The following is a 19,314-nucleotide window of genomic DNA, read 5'->3' as shown; positions in this document are numbered from 1 at the left end:
CCCCGTCGCTACTATACCCCGTATCGCTCTATCCGCGGGCATGACCCGGCGAGGTTAACCACCGTTGTTTTTACTGTTAACATTGCCGCACTGACTGCCAAACGGACAACTCACCATGCTGCCTCGACCGGCCGCCCGGGCCGCAGCCCTGCTGTGTGGTTCCCTGCTTCTCGCCGCCTGCACCGACGAGCCCTGGAACGACCCCAACCCCCCCTCACCTGAGGGCATGGTGACCTATCAGTCGATGATTTCACCTGCGCCGCCCAAGCACCTGGACCCGGCCATCTCCTACGCCTCGGATGAATCGCTGATCCTGATGCAGATCTACGAGCCCCCCATGGGCTACCATTTCCTCAAGCGTCCCTATGAGTTGATCCCGCTGGGTGTCGAGGACCTCCCCGGGATTACCTACCTGAATGCAGGAGGCGAGGAAATCGACCCCGATCTCGAGGAGGTGGCATTCTCACGCTACCGGCTGACCGTGCGGGCAGACGCCCGCTACCAGCCCCATCCCGCGTTTGCGGTCGACGACAGCGGGGCACCGCGCTACCTGTTCACTGACCCGGAGGCGGGGCGCGCCTTCAGCCAGATCAGCGACTTTCCCCACACGGGTTCTCGCGCCGTCCATGCCAATGACTATGTCTACGCGATCAAGCGCCTCGCAGACCCCCTCAATGGCTCACCCATGCTCGGTTTCATGGCCCAGTATATCGTTGGCATGAAGGAGTTCTCGGACACGCTGCAACACGTGGAGCGGGACGGCTGGCTGGACCTGGACCGGTTCCCCATGCAGGGACTGGAAGTCATCGACGAGCGCACTTTCGAAATCACCATCAAGGGCCGCTACCCCCAGTTCAGCTACTGGCTGGCAATGCAGTTTTTCTCGCCCATTCCTCCCGAGGTGGACCGCTTCTTCAAGAACCCCGGCTTTATCGACCGCAACCTGACCCTGGACTGGTGGCCGGTAGGCAGTGGTCCGTTCATGATGGTGAAGAACGACCCGAACAGCGAGATCGTGCTCGAGCGCAACCCCAACTTCCGCGAGGACTACTACCCCAGCGAAGGAGAGCCGGGGGATGCTGAACAGGGCCTGCTGGACGACGCGGGCAAACGCCTGCCACTGGTGGATCGCGCCGTGTTCCGGCTGGAGAAGGAGGTGCTCTCCCTGTGGACCAAATTCCTGCAGGGCTACTACGATCGCTCCGGGGAGAACCACGGCAACACCAACCGTGTGTTTGACCAGGCCTTCGTGGTCGGGCCCGAAGGCGTCGAACTCAGCGAGGAAATGGCGGACCGCGAAATCAGCGTGTCACCGGATGTGAAGCCGGCCCTGTATTACTACGGTTTCAACATGCGGGACCCGGTGGTAGGCGGCTACAGCGAGGACAAGCGCAAGCTGCGCCAGGCGCTGCAGATCGCCTTCGATACCGAGGAGTACCTGAATATCTTCTACAAGGGCAACGGCATCGCCGCCCACACGCCAATCCCGCCCGGCATCCCCGGCCACGTCGAGGGTCGGGCAGGCATCAACCCCTACGTCTATGACTGGGTGGACGGAAAGCCGCAGCGCAAATCCATCGACTACGCACGCCAGCTGCTGGTAGAGGCGGGTTATCCCAAGGGCCGCGACGCCCGTACCGGTGAACCGCTGAAGATATTCATCGACGTGCAGAGCCAGGCGATTTCCAATACCAGCATGAACTGGATAGATCGTGCCTTCGCCCGTATCGGGGTGCAAGTCGAGTATCGGCCCGCGGACTGGAACCGCACCCGGGAAAAACTGCTCACCGGCAACACCCAGATCTACTCCCACGGCTGGCTGGCGGACTACCCGGACCCCGAGAACTTCCTGTTCCTGCTGTTTGGCCCGGAAAGCCCGCTCATCTGCAAATGCGACGGCGCCAATAACTCCAACTATGGGTCGGAAGAATACGACGAGCTGTTCCGGGCCATGCGGGTGCTGCCCGCCGGAGACGAGCGGGAAACCATTGTTGCCCGCATGGTCGACCTGTTCCGCAAGGATGCGGTCTGGCTCTTTGCCTACTACCCGAAGGATATCTACCTGAATAACAGCTGGGTGCACAACAACAAGCGCCACGGTATTTCCAAGAGCACGCTCAAGTACGTGCGCATCGACGAAGCCCTGCGGGAGCAAAAGCGTGCCGAGTGGAACCAGCCGGTGACCTGGCCGCTGTACGCCGCGGCGCTACTGGTGGTCGCACTGCTGCTCCCGGGAATCATAGCCTACCGCCGCCGCCTTACGGCGACGGCCCGCCAATAACAACAGGACCACCTATGTTTGCCTACATTGTTCGCCGGCTGCTGTACGCCATTCCGATTCTGATCGGCGTCAACCTGCTGACCTTCACCCTGTTCTTCGTGGTCAACTCCCCGGACGACATGGCGGCGTCCCAGCTGGGGGACAAGTACGTCACCCCCGAGGCTATCGAGAACTGGAAGCAGAAAAACGGCTATGACAAGCCGCTGTTCCTGAACCCCGACGCCGCCGGTACGGCGCGCCTCACCGAAACCATTTTCTTCGACAAGTCCGTCCGGCTGTTTGCCTTCGACTTCGGACGCTCGGAGAGCGGCCGCGACATCACCACCGATGTCGCCACGCGCATGTGGCCCAGCCTGGCGGTCGCCCTGCCGACATTCATTGTCGGCATCGGGGTGAACATCTGCGTGGCCCTGATGGTGGTGATGTTCCACGGCACCCGGCTGGACCGGGGTGCTGTCTTTCTGTTCGTGGCGCTGATGTCCATTTCCTATCTGTTCTACATCATCGGCGGCCAGTTCCTGGTGGCCAAGACCTGGCGCCTGGTGCCCATCTCCGGCTTCCACGCGGAAGGCCAGGTGTGGAAATTCCTGATCCTGCCGGTGCTGGTGGGCGTGGTTGCGGGTATCGGCGCCGGCGCCCGCTGGTACCGCACGCTGTTCCTGGAGGAGGCCAACCAGGACTATGTTCGCACCGCCCGGGCCAAGGGTTGCAGCGAACTGACCATCCTGTTCCGCCACATCCTGCCCAACGCCCTGATTCCGATCCTGACCGGGGTGGTGGTGCTGATCCCCTCCCTGTTCATGGGCAGCCTGCTGATCGAATCCTTTTTCGGTATCCCGGGCCTCGGCAGCTACATGCTCGACGCCATCAACTCCCAGGACTTTGCCATTGTCCGCAGCATGGTCTTCATCGGCTCCATCCTCTACATCCTCGGGCTGATCCTGACCGACATATCCTACACCTGGGCTGACCCCCGGGTACGACTGTCCTGAGATGGTGGCATAGATGAAACCTGTAATCCTCTGGTCCGACGCCCTGATCTACCTGCTGGTCATCGCGCTGGCCTTCTTTTTCTACCGCCTGCGGGAGGACCCGCAGACGCGCGAGCGCTGGGCGGAAGTTTTCAGCTCCAGGCTCGGCATGGTCACCTTTACGGTGATAGCCGCCTACATCGCGGTCGCCCTGCTCGATTCCCTGCACTTCCGCCGCGCCCTGGACAATCCCGAAGGGATGGTCGTCGAAGAAGTGTTCTACGACAACAAGGTCACCAGCGTCTTCGACCTGCTGACCGGCGGCATGGGAGATCGCTTCGAGCGCACTTACTCGGCCCCATTCGCGCTGATCTCCTTCGAGAAGGAAAATCTCAAGGACGCCCGGGGCGAGGATATCCGCGACTATCCGCCCCTGCGCCACGCGGGCCAGCACCTGGCCGCCCCCTCCCAACGCGCCGCCGACATCCTCGGCAAAACCCTGACTGCCCTGCTCTGGGGTCTGCTGCTGTCGGCGCTGCTGATTGGCCCCCAGTGGCTGCTGCTGCGGCGCAGTCGCTACCCATGGCACTACTCCTGGATGGTGCAGGCAATGATTTTCTGCGGCGGAGCCTGGATGGTCAGCCTGAGCCGCTACTACCACATCCTTGGCACTGACCTCGGCGGCGCTGACGTACTTTACCAGTCGCTCAAGGGCATCCGCACCGGGGTCCTGCTGGGCACGCTGGCAACCCTGATCATGCTGCCCATCGCGGTGACGCTGGGCGTCATGGCAGGCTATTTCAAGGGCTGGGTGGACGACGTGGTGCAGTACCTCTACACCACCCTCAGTTCCATTCCCGGTATTTTGCTGATCGCGGCCTCGGTATTGCTGTTCCAGGTCTACATAGATCTCAACCCGGACTTCTTCGCCGTCGGCATGGAGAAGGCGGACGCCAAGTTCATCGCCCTGTGCTTCATTCTCGGCGTCACCAGCTGGTCCACGCTGTGCCGCCTGATCCGGGCGGAAACCCTGAAAATCAGCCAGCTCGGCTACGTGCAGGCCGCCCATGCCTTCGGGGTCAGCCACACCCGGATCCTGGCCCGGCACGTACTGCCCAACGTGGTGCATATCATCCTCATTACCTTCGTCCTGGACTTCAGTGCACTGGTGCTGGCGGAGGCTGTCCTGTCCTATATCGGGGTCGGCGTGGACCCGTCCATGGGCAGCTGGGGCAACATGATCAACGGTGCCCGCTCCGAGCTCTCGCGGGAACCGACCATCTGGTGGACCCTGACCGGAGCCTTCTTTTTCATGTTTGCCCTGGTGCTGGCCGCCAACCTGTTCTCCGACCTGGTTCGCGACGCTTTCGACCCCCGTACCAGCCTGCGGAGGGTAGAGGCATGAGCAGCCCAAGGCAGCAGCAGGCAGCGGGTAGCGTCTGCATGCGGGTTTCCGACCTGACGGTGGTTCTCGCGGAGAACGGTAACGCTATCGTCAAGGGCATCAGCTTCGAGCTCAAGGCGGGACAAATTTTTGCCCTGGTCGGCGAGTCCGGCAGCGGCAAATCCGTCACTTCGCTGGCCGCCATGCGGCTGCTGCCCGACGCCCTCAAGATCAGCGCCGGCAGTGTCGACGTGGAGGGCACGGACCTGTTCGCCCTGTCCGAGGCGCGGATGCAGGAGATACGTGGTCGCAAGGTGGCGATGATCTTCCAGAACGCGATGAGCGCCCTCAATCCGGTACAGACCGTCGGGGCCCAGGTAGCCGAAACCCTGAAGCTGCACACCCCGCTGCGGGGCAAGGACCTGCGCCAGCGCGTGGTCACACTGTTCACCGAAGTCGGCATCCCCGACCCCGAACAGCGCTTCGGTTTCTTCCCCCACCAGCTTTCCGGCGGGCAGCAGCAACGGGTGGTGATCGCCATGGCCCTGGCCTGCGAGCCGGATGTATTGATCGCCGACGAGCCCACCACCGCCCTGGATGTCACCATCCAGCTGCAGGTCCTGAACCTGATCCGCGAGCTTACCCGCACCCGCCAGCTGGCCGTATTGCTGATCACCCACGATATGGGCGTAGTCAGGAATACCGCTGACGAAGTCGCCGTGATGTACCGCGGTGAGCTGATCGAGCAGGCCGGCGTCGATGCGTTTTTCCACAACCCCCAGCAAGCCTACAGCCGGAAGCTGATTGATTCTCTGCCCGACCTCGGCCACTTCCGCACATCGGCCAGGGAAGAGCCGCTGCTGGAGTTGAAGGATGTGCAGGTACACTTCCCCATCCGCAAGGGCCTGCTGCAGCGCGCCGTCGACTATACCCGGGCAGTGGACGGCGTATCCCTGGCCATTGGCCGCGGCGAGACCTTCGCCCTGGTGGGAGAGTCCGGCAGCGGCAAATCCACCCTGGGCCGGGCAATTCTCAACCTGGAGGACATCGCTGGAGGCGAAATACTGTTCCGCGGCGAGCCCATTCAGGGAATCGGCCGCAGCGCCATGCTGCCCTACCGCAAGCAGATCCAGGTCATTTTCCAGAATCCCTTTTCTTCCATGAATCCGCGCATGACCGTCGGCGACATCATCGCCGAGGGCATGATCAGTCTCGGCCTGGCGCTGTCGGAGGACGCGCGCAATGCCCGCATTCATCAGCTGCTGGAGCGGGTACAGCTCGGCGCCGAGCACGCCCGCCGCTACCCGCACGAGTTTTCTGGGGGGCAGCTGCAGCGGGTTGCCATTGCCCGCGCCCTGGCGGTCAACCCGGAGCTGATCATCTGCGACGAACCGACCAGCGCGCTGGATGTATCGATTCGCGCCGAGGTGCTGGAGTTGCTGGCGGAACTGCAGCGGGAGTTCGGGGTGTCCTACCTGTTCATTACCCACGATCAGTCCATCGTGCCGACGCTCGCACACAAGGTCGGCGTCATGCAACTGGGAAAACTGGTGGAGCAGGGCAGCGCGGAGCAGATCCTGACCGCGCCGCAGCACCCCTATACCCGGGCACTGCTCGCCGCAGTGCCCAGGCTGGAGGATTGAGGGCTACATCACACCGTAGGCGATCATCGCCGAGGCAACCTTGTTGAAGCCGGCTACGTTGGCGCCCTTGAAGTAGTCGACGTGACCGTCAGCGGCGGTGCCAAACTCCACGCACTGGTCGTGGATACCACGGATGATCTTGTGCAGATGGTCGTCCACCTCACCACGGCTCCATTGCAAGCGCAGGCTGTTCTGGCTCATTTCCAGCCCGGACACGGCGACACCGCCGGCATTGGCGGCTTTTGACGGCGCGTGCAGCAGGGTCTTCTTGCCCTGGATCAGTTTGATGGCCTCTGGCGTCGCCGGCATGTTGGCGCCCTCGGCAATGGCCCGGCATCCGTTGTTGATCAGGTTCTCGGCATCGACTTCTTCGATTTCGTTCTGGGTGGCGCAGGGGAACGCAAGTTCGCAGGGCACCATCCAGGGCCGCTCACCTTCGAAATACTCACCGCCGAACTCCCGCACATACTCCTCAATCCGCCCCCGGCGCTTGTTCTTGAGTTCCATGACCCACCGCAGCTTGTCGTGAGTGATCCCCTCGGGATCGTGGATGAACCCGGCGGAGTCGGACAGGGTAATCACCCGGGCACCCAGTTCAATCAGCTTCTCAGCGCAGTAGGTGGCGACATTCCCCGAACCGGAAACCGCACAGGTCCTGCCCTCAAGGCTTTCATCGTGATGGGCCAGCATCTCTTCCATCATATAGACACAGCCATAGCCGGTGGCCTCGGGGCGAATGCGACTGCCGCCGAACTCCAGGGCCTTGCCGGTCAGCACGCCCTCAAAGCGGTTCATCAAGCGCTTGTACTGGCCGAACATGTACCCCACTTCGCGGGCACCCACACCAATATCACCGGCGGGCACGTCCGTATCCGGGCCGATATGCTTGCTGAGCTCGGTCATGAAGGCCTGGCAGAAACGCATGACTTCACGGTCGCTCTTGCCCTTGGGGTTGAAATCGGAACCGCCCTTGCCGCCGCCCATGGGCAGGCCGGTGAGGCTGTTCTTGAACACCTGCTCGAAGGCGAGGAATTTCAGCACCGACTGGTTTACCGTGGGGTGAAACCGTATCCCACCCTTGTAGGGGCCGATAGCGTTGTTTTGCTGGACCCGAAAGCCACGATTGACCCTGACATTGCCCTGGTCATCTTCCCAAACCACGCGAAACGTGACGATGCGATCCGGTTCGGTCATGCGCTCGAGAATCATCAGTTCCTTGTAGATGGGTTTGTCGGCAATATAGGGAATTATGTCCATCGCAACTTCCTGCACCGCCTGCAGGAATTCCGGCTCACCCGGGTTGCGGCGCTCAACGCCCGCCAGGAAACCCGCGAGATCATCCGCCTCATGTGTATTCACTTTGTTGTTCTCCTTGTTGTGGTTGCTGCAGTCCCGCCGATGCCACGCCCCGCCCCGCCCCGCTGTCAGCCAGATACAGCTTAGACTCGCAAGGTGCCTGCGTCCAATGACAACGTGAAATACCACCGGGGCCCGTTACCGTGCATGGGCGCAGCAGCCCGATGCGCACCGCAATGTCGCGGACGCAGTTCATCGCACCAAAGGTAATATTCACCGCATCCAGCCTTGAGCCTGTCCCCCGGGCTTAGGACAATCCCGACCAAAGCCCGGTCATCGACGTAAGTCGCCTGCGCACGCGGTGAGCTGGAATGTTTTTTGCACTATTTCGGGCATAACTGGCGGCCAAACGCTTCCGCACATCCACTGGGGACACCACCATGAACACGCAGATTCTGTTTCGGGCCAGCGCCCTTTCCGCGGCCATTGCCGGCCTCGTCCAGCCGGGCGCCGTCATGGCGCAGCAGGGCGCACTGGAGGAAGTGATCGTTACCGCCACCCGCCGCGCGGAATCGGTACAGGATATCCCGATCAATATCACCGCCCTGTCTGCCGACATGATCGAGCGCGAGCGGCTGACCAACCTGGCGGAGGTCTCGCGCCGGGTGCCGGGCATGACCGTGGTTGACCAGGGCGCGCGCGGCAGCGATATCCTCACGGTGCGGGGCCTGAATGTGGACTCTCTCAATGCCTCCGAAGCCCTTGGCAACGGCGGCGGTGACACGGTGGCCACCTACGTCGGCGAAATTCCGCTCTACATTGACCTGAAGCTCAATGACATGGAGCGGGTGGAGGTGCTGATCGGGCCGCAGGGCACCCTGTACGGCGCCGGCACTCTGGGCGGTGCGGTCCGGTTCATTCCGCGCAAACCCGACCCGGACGCTCTCGCTCTGGAGTTGCGTGGCGAGCTTTACGACCTCAGCCAGTCCTCCGACCTGGGGTCGGAAACCGGCCTGACAATCAACATACCACTGCTGGAGAACCGCCTGGCCCTGCGCGCCTCAGTAGACTACACCGATGACCCGGGCTTTATCGACTACAACTTCCTCGTCCGCAACCCCGGGATCTCGCTGCCACAGCCCAATTTCAGTGACCCGAACGCAGTGCGGGACAACCTGCGCAGGCAGGCCGACGCCAACACCGAGGAGACACTCTCGGGCCGCGTCGCCCTGCGCTATGCCGGTGAAAGGGTGGACAGCACCCTCACCTACTACTACCAGAACATGGACGTCGGCGCCCGCCAGATCAATCATCGGGAAGCCATCGGCACCGGCAAATATGAAGCCGCTCATCGCTATCTGGAACCCAATGAACGGGAAAACCAGCTGCTGGCGCTGGAGCTTGTTGCGGATCTTGGATTTGCCGAACTGACCTCTGCCACGGGCGTCTCACGCTATGAAGAGCAGGGCCAGCGCGACCAGACCGACCTGCTGCTCAATTTCGAGTACGGCTATGAGGAATTTCCCGCTTTTGCCGCATTCACCCGCGAGGATGCAGAGGAAGATCGAATCAACCAGGAGCTGCGCCTGGTGTCCACAAGCGACGGCCCCCTCAGCTGGATCGCCGGCGTGTTCTACAACAAATCCGAACTGGACGCGCAGTCCCTGGAATTTACCCCGGGATTCGACCAGTTTGCGGTGGACAACTTTGGCGGTGAGCAGCTGCGTCCAGATGCCCTTGAGTACATTGAGATCACCGCAAACACGCTGACAGAGAAAGCGGTGTTCGGTGAGATCGGTTACCAGATTACCGACGTTTGGCAGGTGACTCTGGGGGCTCGCTACTTCGAGTACGAGAGTGACCTCGCCACCGGCTTCGATCTACCGCTGCTGAACACGGTATTCTTCGGTGCACCACCGGACCTGATCGACCCTATCCTGCAAAGCAACAGTGTCGAGGACGATGGCAGCCTGTTCAAGTTCAATACCTCCTATCACTTCACCGACGACATCATGGCCTTCTTTACCATCAGCGAGGGCTACCGTATCGGCGGCCTGAACTCGGTGCCAGAGTGCCCGAACCCGCTCCCGCCCGGCGTACAGAATGTCTGCGCCCTGCCGGACGAGGTGCTGATCGAGCCCGACAAGACCGTAAACTATGAATTGGGCCTGCACTCGCAATTCGGCGATACCGTCCTGTTCAACGCCTCACTGTTCTATATTGACTGGGACGATATCCAGGTTGCCGACGTCACCGCCAACGGTGGCCTGCCCATTACCAGCAATGGCAACGCGGCACGCAGCATGGGCGTGGAAATGGCCGGCCAGTGGCTACTCACCGAGCGTATTACGCTGATGGGTTCCTATGCCTACACGGATGCTGAGCTGGCCGAGGACGCGCCCGGGTTGGTGGATGGTGCCGACGCCTTCGACGGTGATCGCCTGGCTGGCACGCCAGAACACCAGGGTAGCCTCGCTCTCAATTACGCCATACCCATGGCAGACGGCAGCGAGGTGGAACTGGACTGGTCCCTGACCGCCAGTGGTGACATCCTGACCAAGGTGGGCAACCGCAATAACGGGGAGACCCTGCCCGGCTACGCTCTGCACAATGTATCCGCCAGCTGGTACAAGGATGACTGGACGGTAACCCTGTATGCCGACAACGTCTTGGACAAGTACGCGGAGACCTCCGTGCGGCAGGACAGCAGCTTCATCCGCCAGGTTGGGGATGTAGACCTGCGCCGCTACTTCAAGAATGTGATCCGCCCACGGCAGACCGGCCTGAGACTGGTATACCGCTTCTGATCGCGGGAATGTCGCAGGCCCAACTGCATCGGGAGGCCGAACGGGCAGTGGCCGCGGGTCGGTTGCGGGAGGCTCACGCCCTGTGCCTGGAAATCCTGCGCGGGGACCCCCGGCACGCCGATGCCTGGTTCCTGTGCGGGGTGATCGCCGCTGGCAACGGCCAGCGGGAAAAGGCGCTGGAGATATTCTCCCGGGCCACGACACTGGCTCCCGGGCACCCGGACTACCACGCCGAAACCGGCAAGACCCTTATCGCCCTGCGCCGACACCGGGAGGCGCTGGAGGCCGCGGAACTCGGGCTGGCCTGCTCCCCCCGGCGCGCCAGCACCTGGAATACCCTGGGCACGGTATTCAGCCACGCGGGCGAACACGAACGGGCCCTGGCCTGCTTCACCGCCGCCTGCGCGAGACTGGCGGGCGAGGCGGCCGCGGGCCTGGGACCAGCCTGGCAGGCAGACCTCCATTTCAACCTCGGCGCCAGCAGCAAGTTCTGCGGCGATTTCCCCGCGGCGAGGCAGGCCTATGAGCGGGCCATTGCACTGCAACCCACCCATTTCCGGGCCCACGCCGCTCTTGCACAACTGGGACCGGAGAGGCCGGGCAGCCATCACCTGGAGCGGCTGGAGCCGTTGCGGGAACAGGTGCGCACGGCGGAGGACCAGCTCAACCTGGGCCACGCCATAGCCCGGGAACGGGAAGATACGGGGGACTACACGGGAGCGATGCAGGCCCTGCAGTGGGCCAAGCAGCGCCTGCGCTCGCAGCTCGACTACAGGGTGGCCGACGATGAAGCCCTGCTGGGCGATATCGCGACCCTGTTCGGGCGCGACCAGTTCGGACCGGGCACTGCGGGCCTTGAATCGGCGGAGCCAATATTTATTGTCGGCATGCCCCGCAGCGGTACCACCCTGGTCGAGCGTATCCTCGGGGCTCACAGCCAGGCCTATGCCGCGGGTGAGTTGCCTCACTTCCCGCTGGCGGTGAAACGCCTGGGCGGAACCGCGGGCAGCGAAGTACTCAATATCGAGACCCTGCGGGCGGGACTGGCCCTGAACCCCAGGGAACTGGGGCAATGCTACCTTGACAGTACCCGGCCGCGGACCGGGCGCACCCCACATTTCATTGACAAACTGCCGCTCAATTTCGCCTATCTCGGCCTCATCCGCAGGGCCCTGCCCCGGGCCCGCTTCATCTGCCTGCGACGCAACCCGCTGGACAGCTGCCTGAGCAATTACCGGCAACAATTCGCCAGCAATTTTCCCTACTACCGCTACGCCCTGGACCTGGAGGACTGCGGCCGCTATTACCTGGCCTTCGACCGCCTGATCCGGCACTGGCAGCGTGTGCTGCCCGGGGGCATGCTGGAAGTCCAGTACGAGGCGCTGGTGGGGGACACGGAGACACAGGCGCGGCGTCTTTTGGCCTGGTGCGGCCTGTCGTGGGAGCAGGCCTGCCTTGAATTCCAGCATCACACTGGAGCAGTCGCCACCGCCAGTGCGGTACAGGTCAGACGCGGCATCTATCGCGACGGCATCCAGCGCTGGCGCCGCTACGGTGCCGCTGTGGCGCCGCTGCAAGCGGTGCTTGCGAGCGGCGCGAACCCCTAGCGCGGCGGGTCGACCCGCTGGCCGGTGGACTGGTTGACCCGGAACCAGCCGGCAATGGAGTAGCGGTCGCGGCTCGCGGGCAATACCTCGTGCGGAAACTCCTCGCTGAGAAACAGGACTACGGTACCCAGGCCCGGCAGCACCTTGAGCCGGGTATTCGCATCCTCGTCGGTCACAAGGACCAGCTCACCCCCGTCCACGAGCTGCCAGTCCGGGTTCAGGTACACCACCAGTGACAGGATGCGGTTTGCCTCGCCGCGGAAAGCGTCCAGATGCTTGCGGTAATAGTCACCGGGGCGGTAGTGGGCAAAGTGACTCTCAAAGGAGAACAGCCCCAGCAGCAGCTCGCGGTTGAGGAAGCGCTGCAACCGTCCCGCCCAGTCCAGCCAGTCCCGGCCGGCAGCGGACTCGCCGTTGATCCAGCAGATCTCGTCGGTGCGAACAAAGTCGTTCAGGGTGTGGGCCTGCTGGCGACCGACCCCCGCCCGGGAAAAGCGGGCGTCGTTCATCTCCGCCAGGTGCGCCTGCAGGCTGGCCGTCAGGGACAGCGGCAGGGCATCCGGACACACTGTGAAACCGCGCTCGCGCAGGTCCCGGACGATACGGGCAAACAGCTGCTCCTCGGGACAGGCCAGCGCTGCCGGCGACAGCTCAGGCAGGGCACTCACCGGCCACGCTGCTCCAGCCGCTGGTGGAACTCGGCCATGATCAGCATATACAGTTCCTTGCCCAGGTAGGCGTCCTCGACCTTGTGCTCAATACTGGGGTTGTCGTTGACCTCCATGACATAGACCTGCTGGCCCTTCTGCTTGATATCAACCCCGTACAGGCCCTTGCCGACCACCTTGCAGGCCTTCAGCGCCGCGTCCAGCACCACCTTGGGCACCTCGAAGGTGGGCAGGGTCTCATAGCCGCCGGAGGCAAAGCGCTTGGCGCCGTGATTGTAGATCTGCCAGTGGTCCCGGGCCATGTGGTAGCGGCAGGCGTAGATTGCGCGCCCCGCCAGCACGCCCACCCGCCAGTCGAAGTCGGTATACATGAATTCCTGTACCAGTACCAATGCGGTGTCGCTGAGCAGCTCCCGCAGCCGGGAGGCCAGCTCGTCGCGATTGGACACTTTGTAGATACCCTTGGAGAACGATCCCTCCGGCATTTTCAGCACGCAGGGATAACTGAACTGGGCCTCTATCTCGTCCAGCTCCGGCTCGGAAACACCAATCACCGTGCGGGTCTTCAGCGAGGGAACCCGGTGGTAGCTGAAGGCATCGTGCAGGAACACCTTGTTGCAGCAGCGCAGGATGGAAGCGGAATCGTCGATAACTACCAGGCCCTCGCGCTCGGCCTTGCGCGCCAGACGGTAGGTATGGTGATCGATCGCAGTGGTTTCGCGGATGAACAACGCATCGTACTGGGCGATCTGCGAGGCCTGGCTGGCGGTGATCGTCTCGGCCTGCATGCCGACCTTGGCCGCGGCCTTGATAAAGCGTTTGATCGCTTCCGCGTCGCTGGGCGGGATCGCCTCGTCAGGATTGACCAGGATCGCCAGGTCCCAGCGCAGCTTCTTGCGTGAACCCGAGCTGCGCCAGACCTGCTCGGTAAACTTCATCAGGCGCTGCTGGAACAGATCGCGTTCTCGCCCGGCCAGCCGCGTGTAGCCGTGGCGACGGACGACCAGTTTGAGCCCATGCCCATCCCGGGAGAGACTGAAGTAGAGAATCGGCGCGGGATAGCGCTCGAACAGGCGCCGCACCGGTTTGCGGAGGGCTTCATCCTCGGTCCAGCCAAAATAGGCCAGGAAATCCCGGGACTCCCCTTCCTCCAGTGGAGCCTGCACAAAGGCCGCCAGGTTGACGTCATCGTCCGGCCCCAGCGTCAGGTCCCGCAGGTCGTTGATGGTGCTGACGCTGGGCAACACCCGGTGCTGGCGTGCCTCCGCCAACAGGGAACAATAGTAACCGCGACTCAGGTAGTACTCGGTGTCGCAGAGATTGATCAGCCGGGTCTTGGGCTCGTTGCGCTTGGGGAAATCCACCAGGTAGCGCTCGAAGGATATGACCTCGAACTGGTCACTCTCCAGGCGAGGATCCTCTTCGTCAACAATGATAATCGTCTTGTGCATACCGCCCCCGTCAGGCCAGAGTCGCAAGATTTTCCTTGCGATACGCTTTCATCCGCGCAAGCTGGTCCGCTTGCACCAGTTGCACCCAGTCCGGATTGGCAATCAGCGCCCGGCCCACCGCCACCAGGTCGAACTCCCCTGCCCGCATCCGCTGCCGCTGCTCATCCAGACTCCGGAAATGACGCTACAGTGGGCCGCAGCGTATACCAGCTACCGCCACGGCGCCAGCCAACAAGTGCTTGTTACGGGGCGGCCGGAAGGTCTCGGCGGGTAGCAGAACGATCTGCCGCGCCCGGCTGTGCGTATCATCCGCACACTCCACTACAATAGTCCCATGCGCGAACTTTACTGGCTACAACAGGACCTGCGACTGCGGGACAATCCGGGACTGCTGGCCCACGCCGCGGCGAGCGAGCTGGTTCTGGTTTATATCTGGCAGGAACCCAGGCCCTGGTGCAACCTCCGCGGCATCGGCCAGCAGCGCCGGCGGGTACAGCTGGAGCACCTGCAGGACCTGCGGCAGGATCTGCAGGCGATCGGCCAGGACCTGCTGTTTCTCGAGGGTCACCCCGAGCAGCTGCTGCCGGCACTGGTACAACGCTGGCGGCTGGAGCGGGTCGGCACCAGCCGCTGCCCCGGGGACTATGAGTCACGCCAGCTGGAGGCCCTCCGAGAACGCCTGCCGGTGCCGCTGCAAATTCACGGCGGGAACACCCTGTTTCAGCGCCAGCAACTGCCCTTTGCCCTGGAAGCGCTGCCGGGGCAATTCACACCCTTTCGACGCGCCGTGGATCAACTCACCGTGACCGCGCCCCTGCCGGCGCCTGAGCGCCTGCCGCCACCTCCGGCGGGAATGGCCTTCCCGCCGCTGCCGACGGCGGACATTGCCCCGCACACCTCGCTGCCCCTGCGCGGCGGCAGCCGGGCGGGACATCGGCGCCTGCAGCAGTTTACCTTTGGCGAGGCAGGCGTGGCCGAGTACAAGCAGCGCCGCAACTGCCTGGACCCCCTCAGCGGTTCCAGCACCTTGTCACCCTGGCTGGCCAGCGGCGCCCTGTCGGCGCGGGAAGTAGCCCACACTCTGGCACATTTCGAACAACAGCGGTTGCGCAATGAGTCCACCGAGTGGCTCTACCTGGAGCTGTTGTGGCGGGAGTATTTTCACTGGCGGGCCCTGCTGGACGGCCCGAAGTTATTCCGGTTTCGCGGCCTCGGCACTGGCCGCAAGCACCGCTTCTGTACCTTTGATCCAAGAGCCTTCGCCCGTTGGTGCCAGGGGGACACCGATTACCCGCTGGTCAACGCGCTGCAGCGGCAGCTACTGGCCACCGGCTGGATGAGCAATCGCGGCCGCCAGATCAGCGCCAGCTGCCTCATCCATGAACTGGGGCTGGACTGGCGTTATGGCGCCGCATTCTTCGAAAAACACCTCATCGACTACGACGTGGGCAGCAACTACGGTAACTGGCAGTACATCGCCGGGGTCGGCTGCGATCCCCGGGGCGGACGCCGCTTCAATCTGCAGAAACAGGCGGCGGAACACGACCCGGACGGCCTCTTCACCACCAAGTGGGAGGGCAACCGGCCACGCCAGCCGCTGTATGTGACCGACGCCGCGGACTGGCCGCTGCTACCCTCAGGCACCGGTGATGACCATGAAGGGGCCTGAGCGACCGTCCAAGCTCTGCCCGACCTGCCAGCGCCCGTTCCAGTGGCGGGCCCGCTGGCGCCTCAACTGGGAACAGGTAAAATACTGCTCCCGCCGCTGCGCCAACCAGCGCGGCAAACTCAACCGGAGCTCGCCACCAACTGCCCCAGGCAACGGTCGCCCCAGTCGGTAATCGACTTGCGCTCCTCCGGCGCGCGCTTGCGCCAGTTCGCAGTGATCAACCCCATCCGCGGATTGGCAGCCAGGTAGTCCAGGTGGCGGTCGATGAACCGCCAGTAGAGGGAGTTAAAAGGGCAAGCGCCCTCCCCGGTGACCTTCGCCGGGCTGTACTTGCAGCCCTTGCAGTGATCTCCCTGGCGCTGGATATACTTGCCGCTTGCCGCATAGGGTTTGCTCGCCATCAGCCCGTTGTCCGCATGCAACGCCATGCCCAGGGTGTTCGGCAACTCCACCCACTCGAAGGCATCCACATAGACCGCCAGATACCAGTCGCAGACCTCCTGCACATCGAGCCCTGCGAGCAGGGCAAAATTGCCGATTACCATCAGGCGCTGGATATGGTGGGCATAGCCCAGATCCAGGGTCTGGTGCAGCGCGCGCTGCAGGCAGCGCAGATCGGTATCGGCGGTCCAGAAAAACTCCGGCAACGGGGCCCGGGCGGAGAACGTGTTGCGCGCCTTGTACTCCGGCATCGTCAACCAGTAAATGCCGCGCACGTATTCGCGCCAGCCGAGAATCTGGCGGATAAAGCCCTCCGCGGCTGCCAGGCTGCAGCTACCATCGCGCCAGGCCTGCTCCACTTGCTGGCACAGGGGCAGCGGCTCCAGCAGGCCAATATTCAGGTACATGGATACCTTGCTGTGGAATACCCAGGGCGACTCTTCTACCAGCGCGTCCTGGTAGCTACCGAAGTGCGGCAGGGCGTAACGGCAGAACCAGTCAAACTCGAGGCGGGCTTCATCCGCCGTACAGGCGTAGTTGAACTGGTCGAGATCTCCCGGGTTGTCGGGAAAGGCGGCGGCAACCTCCGCCAGCACCGCCCGGGTGCTGTCGTCCTGCGGCAACTGGCGGCGCGGAGGGATTGTCTCCTGACCGCGCCAGCCGACACGGTTTTCCTGATCGAAGTTCCAGCGCGCCCCGGCTGGCTGGCCGTCGAGCTCCAGCAGGACCCCGTGCTTGCGGCGCATGTCCCGGTAGAAGTACTCCATGCGCAGCTGCTTGCGCCCCCGGGCCCAGGCACGGAATTCCGCGTGGCTGGCGAGGAAACGGGTATCTTCCAGCACCTTGACCGGTACCCCCAGGGCCTGCTCCCAACCCGCCATTTTCTCCCGCAGGCGATGTTCACCGGGTTCGCAAACCCGGACCTCGCTGCAAGAAACTTCCCCCAGCACCTGCAGCACGGCCGCCTCAAGCGTGGGCAGGCCGTCGCCCAGGCTGAAGTAGCGCACCGCAAAGCCCCGCTGCCGCAGCTGGTCCCGGAACTGGCGCATGGCGGCAAACACCAGCGCGATCTTGTGCCGGTTGTGGCGCACATACCCCGCCTCCTCCGCGACCTCCGCCAGCACCACGAGGTCGCGAGCCGGGTCGGCCGCGACGAGTGCCGGGTTGGCAAGCGACAGCTGGTCGCCCAGCACCATGATAAGAGCAGATTCAGACATGTGATTGCTACGCGCCCCGGCCGCGGGCAGACCACGGCAGAGCGCGCAGGTTTACTCCTGCAGCAGCAGAGTCTCGCCGATCTGGGCGGCGCTGATATCCGCTTCGCAGAATGGGAACCGCACCCACTGCTTGTCGGCGTAGAGCCGGGTCTGGTCGGCAAAGTGGGGTGACTCGGGGTCTGTGGACTGCGACGGCACCAGGATCACATCGGCGACCGGGCATTCGCTGTCATCCCAGGTCACCGCCTGGATATAGGAGTTGCCGGCACCGGGGTTGACGTAACCGCTGTCCGAAAGGCCCGCACTGATAGCCCCGTAGACACCCATCGGGCCGGACCCGCCGTGAATCGGCACCCGCAGTCCGTTGCGTTCCAGCACCTGTACCTCCCCCCAGGGCGCATTGAGGGCAACACCCGCCGCTTCCAGCCGGCTGGTGGCCAGCGCCAGCGCATTGATCACCCGGTCATGGTTGGCGGGCACAGCGATATCAATACCCGCTGGCGTATGCAGCGGATTGGCGGGGTCAAAATCCAGTGCCCAGAACTCGTCGCTCTGGACTATATTCTGGAATGGATTGCCCAGTTCGCCGCTGATGGCTCGCCAGAATTCGGTGAAGACCTGGGCGCCGGTGGAATCGACGTTCACCCGCCGGTCCCAGCCGGCGAGCACATTGCAGGCTTCCAGCACCGGTTCCGCTGCCTGCGTGGCACAGATGGCGAGGACATCGTCGAGCACGATCTCGGCCCCGTAAACCCGGTTGGCGTACATCAGGCCCTTCAGGGTCTCCAGGTCAAACAGGGCCTCGGAGTCCAGACCGTCAGTACCCGCCTTGCGTTCCGCGACCATGATGTGCCCGATGCGGGTGCGCAGGAACTGCTGCCGGCCCTCGTGACCCACCGGCCCCATGATCACCGGGAAACCTTCCAGCGGGTTGTTGGCATCGCTCAGCCAGTAGCTGTTGTTGCTGTTGCCCACGTAATCCGTGGTCCGCAGTTGCGGCAACTTTGAAGGCCCATAGAGGTTACTGCCGGCGGGTGCCTCCGGGTCCGAGCCCCATTCACAGAACGGATCGGAACCGTCCAGGGACAGGATCACGCTGCTGGTAGCGGCGGCCAGGAACGGCCCGACCACCCCGTTGATGCAGCGATCCAGCTGCGCCTGGGTGACGTTGGGTACTGCAGACAGTTCACCGTAGAAGGCATTGCCGTCCCGGTCCGCCGCCAGCTCGTGGAATACCGGGTTGCCGATCCCCTGCAGCGCTGCCACATAGTCGTCGATAGACGCGGCCTGGCCCTTGTTGATCCACTGCTCGATACCGCGGATACCGGTGAGGATATTGGCATCGCGGAAGGCCAGCACCGAACCGTTGAACATCGGCCAGCCATCCAGTGCCGGGCTGACGCCCTTGAGGTTGATCACCGGGCCGTAGTGAGACACGTAGAAAACCTGCTGCCGGTCTTCCAGCGTACCGTCTTCCCGCTTGACCTGGATGGTCACGGTCTGCGGCACAATGTCGCGCCACTCACCGTCGTAGTCGTATTGCAGGGGATTATCCGGGTTCAGCTTCAGCTCATAGAGGCTGAAGCGGTTGGCCAGTGACACCGTGTGGGTCCAGGCGACATCGCGGTTGAAACCGATCCCGATAAACGGGAAACCGTGCAGCGCGGCGCCCGCGACATCGTAGGTGCCGGGCAGGGTCAGGTGGGCCTGGTACCAGGCACCGGCACCGAACCAGGGCTGGTGGGGGTTGCCCAGCAGCATGCCGCTGCCATCCCTGGTGGCGTCCCGGCCAAGGGCCAGGCCGTTGCTGCCGCGATCAAGGTCCCGGAGCTGGGCCGCCGCCTCGGACAGGGCCGCGGCGTCCTGTTCCAGACTGGTG

14 protein-coding genes are annotated in these 19,314 nt (G+C 63.4%); 8 read left to right on the top strand and 6 right to left on the bottom strand.

Annotated features, from left to right (window positions below; genetic code table 11):
• Nucleotides 1-115 precede the first annotated feature (115 nt).
• From RJQ10_RS07605 to RJQ10_RS07590, 4 genes are read left to right on the top strand one after another with little or no spacing between them, the layout of a single operon-like run.
• Nucleotides 116-2,281, top strand: coding sequence for an ABC transporter substrate-binding protein (locus tag RJQ10_RS07605; protein WP_350145238.1), 2,166 nt, complete (start codon nt 116-118; stop codon nt 2,279-2,281).
• A 14-nt stretch (nt 2,282-2,295) separates the two neighbouring features.
• Nucleotides 2,296-3,273 carry an ABC transporter permease gene (locus RJQ10_RS07600; RefSeq protein ID WP_350145236.1) on the top strand — a complete coding sequence of 326 codons (978 nt, stop codon included), beginning with the start codon at nt 2,296-2,298 and terminating at the stop codon, nt 3,271-3,273.
• 13 nt (nt 3,274-3,286) lie between these two features.
• Nucleotides 3,287-4,657, top strand: a complete 1,371-nt coding sequence (locus RJQ10_RS07595; protein WP_350145234.1) for an ABC transporter permease — start codon at nt 3,287-3,289, stop codon at nt 4,655-4,657.
• Nucleotides 4,654-6,279, top strand: coding sequence for an ABC transporter ATP-binding protein (locus RJQ10_RS07590; RefSeq protein WP_350145232.1), 1,626 nt, complete (start codon nt 4,654-4,656; stop codon nt 6,277-6,279). The genes RJQ10_RS07595 and RJQ10_RS07590 overlap by 4 nt, the downstream gene beginning before the upstream one ends.
• Before the next feature lie 3 nt (nt 6,280-6,282).
• Here the strand turns inward: RJQ10_RS07590 and gdhA are convergent, their stop codons facing one another.
• Nucleotides 6,283-7,638 (bottom strand): NADP-specific glutamate dehydrogenase, encoded by a 1,356-nt coding sequence (gdhA, locus tag RJQ10_RS07585; RefSeq protein ID WP_350145230.1) that lies wholly within the window; start codon nt 7,636-7,638, stop codon nt 6,283-6,285.
• Nucleotides 7,639-8,015: 377 nt separating this feature from the next.
• Here gdhA and RJQ10_RS07580 point away from each other — a divergent pair, with 377 nt between their 5' ends.
• Together RJQ10_RS07580 and RJQ10_RS07575 are read left to right on the top strand one after the other, a co-directional pair.
• On the top strand, nt 8,016-10,382 hold the full coding sequence (locus tag RJQ10_RS07580; protein WP_350145228.1) for a TonB-dependent receptor: 2,367 nt from the start codon (nt 8,016-8,018) through the stop codon (nt 10,380-10,382).
• Nucleotides 10,383-10,390: 8 nt separating this feature from the next.
• A complete protein-coding gene (locus RJQ10_RS07575) occupies nt 10,391-11,989 on the top strand; it encodes a tetratricopeptide repeat-containing sulfotransferase family protein (RefSeq protein ID WP_350145226.1) in 1,599 nt (532 codons plus the stop codon).
• Here the strand turns inward: RJQ10_RS07575 and RJQ10_RS07570 are convergent.
• Genes RJQ10_RS07570 through RJQ10_RS07560 form a run of 3 tightly spaced genes read right to left on the bottom strand, consistent with a single transcriptional unit; the run spans nt 11,986 to nt 14,256 of the window.
• Nucleotides 11,986-12,657, bottom strand: a complete 672-nt coding sequence (locus RJQ10_RS07570) for a 2OG-Fe(II) oxygenase (protein WP_350145224.1) — start codon at nt 12,655-12,657, stop codon at nt 11,986-11,988. The genes RJQ10_RS07575 and RJQ10_RS07570 overlap by 4 nt on opposite strands.
• On the bottom strand, nt 12,654-14,108 hold the full coding sequence (locus RJQ10_RS07565) for a RimK family ATP-grasp domain-containing protein (protein WP_350145222.1): 1,455 nt from the start codon (nt 14,106-14,108) through the stop codon (nt 12,654-12,656). Before RJQ10_RS07565 ends, RJQ10_RS07570 begins: the two co-directional genes overlap by 4 nt.
• 10 nt (nt 14,109-14,118) lie before the next feature.
• The gene (locus RJQ10_RS07560) at nt 14,119-14,256 is read right to left on the bottom strand and encodes a hypothetical protein (protein WP_350145220.1); all 138 of its coding nucleotides are present in this window, start codon (nt 14,254-14,256) and stop codon (nt 14,119-14,121) included.
• Between the two features lie 186 nt (nt 14,257-14,442).
• Between RJQ10_RS07560 and RJQ10_RS07555 the strand changes: the two genes are divergently transcribed.
• Both RJQ10_RS07555 and RJQ10_RS07550 read left to right on the top strand, forming a co-directional pair.
• On the top strand, nt 14,443-15,777 hold the full coding sequence (locus RJQ10_RS07555) for a DASH family cryptochrome (protein ID WP_350145218.1): 1,335 nt from the start codon (nt 14,443-14,445) through the stop codon (nt 15,775-15,777).
• Nucleotides 15,758-15,949 carry a DUF2256 domain-containing protein gene (locus RJQ10_RS07550; protein ID WP_350145216.1) on the top strand — a complete coding sequence of 64 codons (192 nt, stop codon included), beginning with the start codon at nt 15,758-15,760 and terminating at the stop codon, nt 15,947-15,949. The genes RJQ10_RS07555 and RJQ10_RS07550 overlap by 20 nt, the downstream gene beginning before the upstream one ends.
• Here the strand turns inward: RJQ10_RS07550 and RJQ10_RS07545 are convergent.
• Nucleotides 15,897-17,435: a cryptochrome/photolyase family protein gene (locus RJQ10_RS07545; protein WP_350145214.1), complete on the bottom strand. Its 1,539-nt coding sequence runs from the start codon at nt 17,433-17,435 to the stop codon at nt 15,897-15,899. The two genes, RJQ10_RS07550 and RJQ10_RS07545, sit on opposite strands and share 53 nt — an antisense overlap.
• 51 nt (nt 17,436-17,486) lie before the next feature.
• The coding region (locus tag RJQ10_RS07540; RefSeq protein ID WP_350145212.1) for a penicillin acylase family protein at nt 17,487-19,314 on the bottom strand (1,828 nt) is incomplete at its 5' end.

This window comes from Haliea sp. (assembly GCF_040222615.1).
Lineage (GTDB): Bacteria > Pseudomonadota > Gammaproteobacteria > Pseudomonadales > Halieaceae > Haliea.
Note: the sequence above shows the minus strand (reverse complement) of the source record. Positions and strands in the feature narration are given on the sequence as shown.

What these genes read in the sequence shown, in the direction of transcription:
- RJQ10_RS07605 (WP_350145238.1), top strand. Translation starts at nt 116, where the DNA reads ATGCTGCCTCGACCGGCCGCCCGGGCCGCAGCCCTGCTGTGTGGTTCC.
- RJQ10_RS07600 (WP_350145236.1), top strand. Translation starts at nt 2,296, where the DNA reads ATGTTTGCCTACATTGTTCGCCGGCTGCTGTACGCCATTCCGATTCTG.
- RJQ10_RS07595 (WP_350145234.1), top strand. Translation starts at nt 3,287, where the DNA reads ATGAAACCTGTAATCCTCTGGTCCGACGCCCTGATCTACCTGCTGGTC.
- RJQ10_RS07590 (WP_350145232.1), top strand. Translation starts at nt 4,654, where the DNA reads ATGAGCAGCCCAAGGCAGCAGCAGGCAGCGGGTAGCGTCTGCATGCGG.
- RJQ10_RS07580 (WP_350145228.1), top strand. Translation starts at nt 8,016, where the DNA reads ATGAACACGCAGATTCTGTTTCGGGCCAGCGCCCTTTCCGCGGCCATT.
- RJQ10_RS07575 (WP_350145226.1), top strand. Translation starts at nt 10,391, where the DNA reads ATGTCGCAGGCCCAACTGCATCGGGAGGCCGAACGGGCAGTGGCCGCG.
- RJQ10_RS07565 (WP_350145222.1), bottom strand. Translation starts at nt 14,108, where the DNA reads ATGCACAAGACGATTATCATTGTTGACGAAGAGGATCCTCGCCTGGAG.
- RJQ10_RS07560 (WP_350145220.1), bottom strand. Translation starts at nt 14,256, where the DNA reads ATGCGGGCAGGGGAGTTCGACCTGGTGGCGGTGGGCCGGGCGCTGATT.
- RJQ10_RS07555 (WP_350145218.1), top strand. Translation starts at nt 14,443, where the DNA reads ATGCGCGAACTTTACTGGCTACAACAGGACCTGCGACTGCGGGACAAT.
- RJQ10_RS07550 (WP_350145216.1), top strand. Translation starts at nt 15,758, where the DNA reads ATGACCATGAAGGGGCCTGAGCGACCGTCCAAGCTCTGCCCGACCTGC.
- RJQ10_RS07545 (WP_350145214.1), bottom strand. Translation starts at nt 17,435, where the DNA reads ATGTCTGAATCTGCTCTTATCATGGTGCTGGGCGACCAGCTGTCGCTT.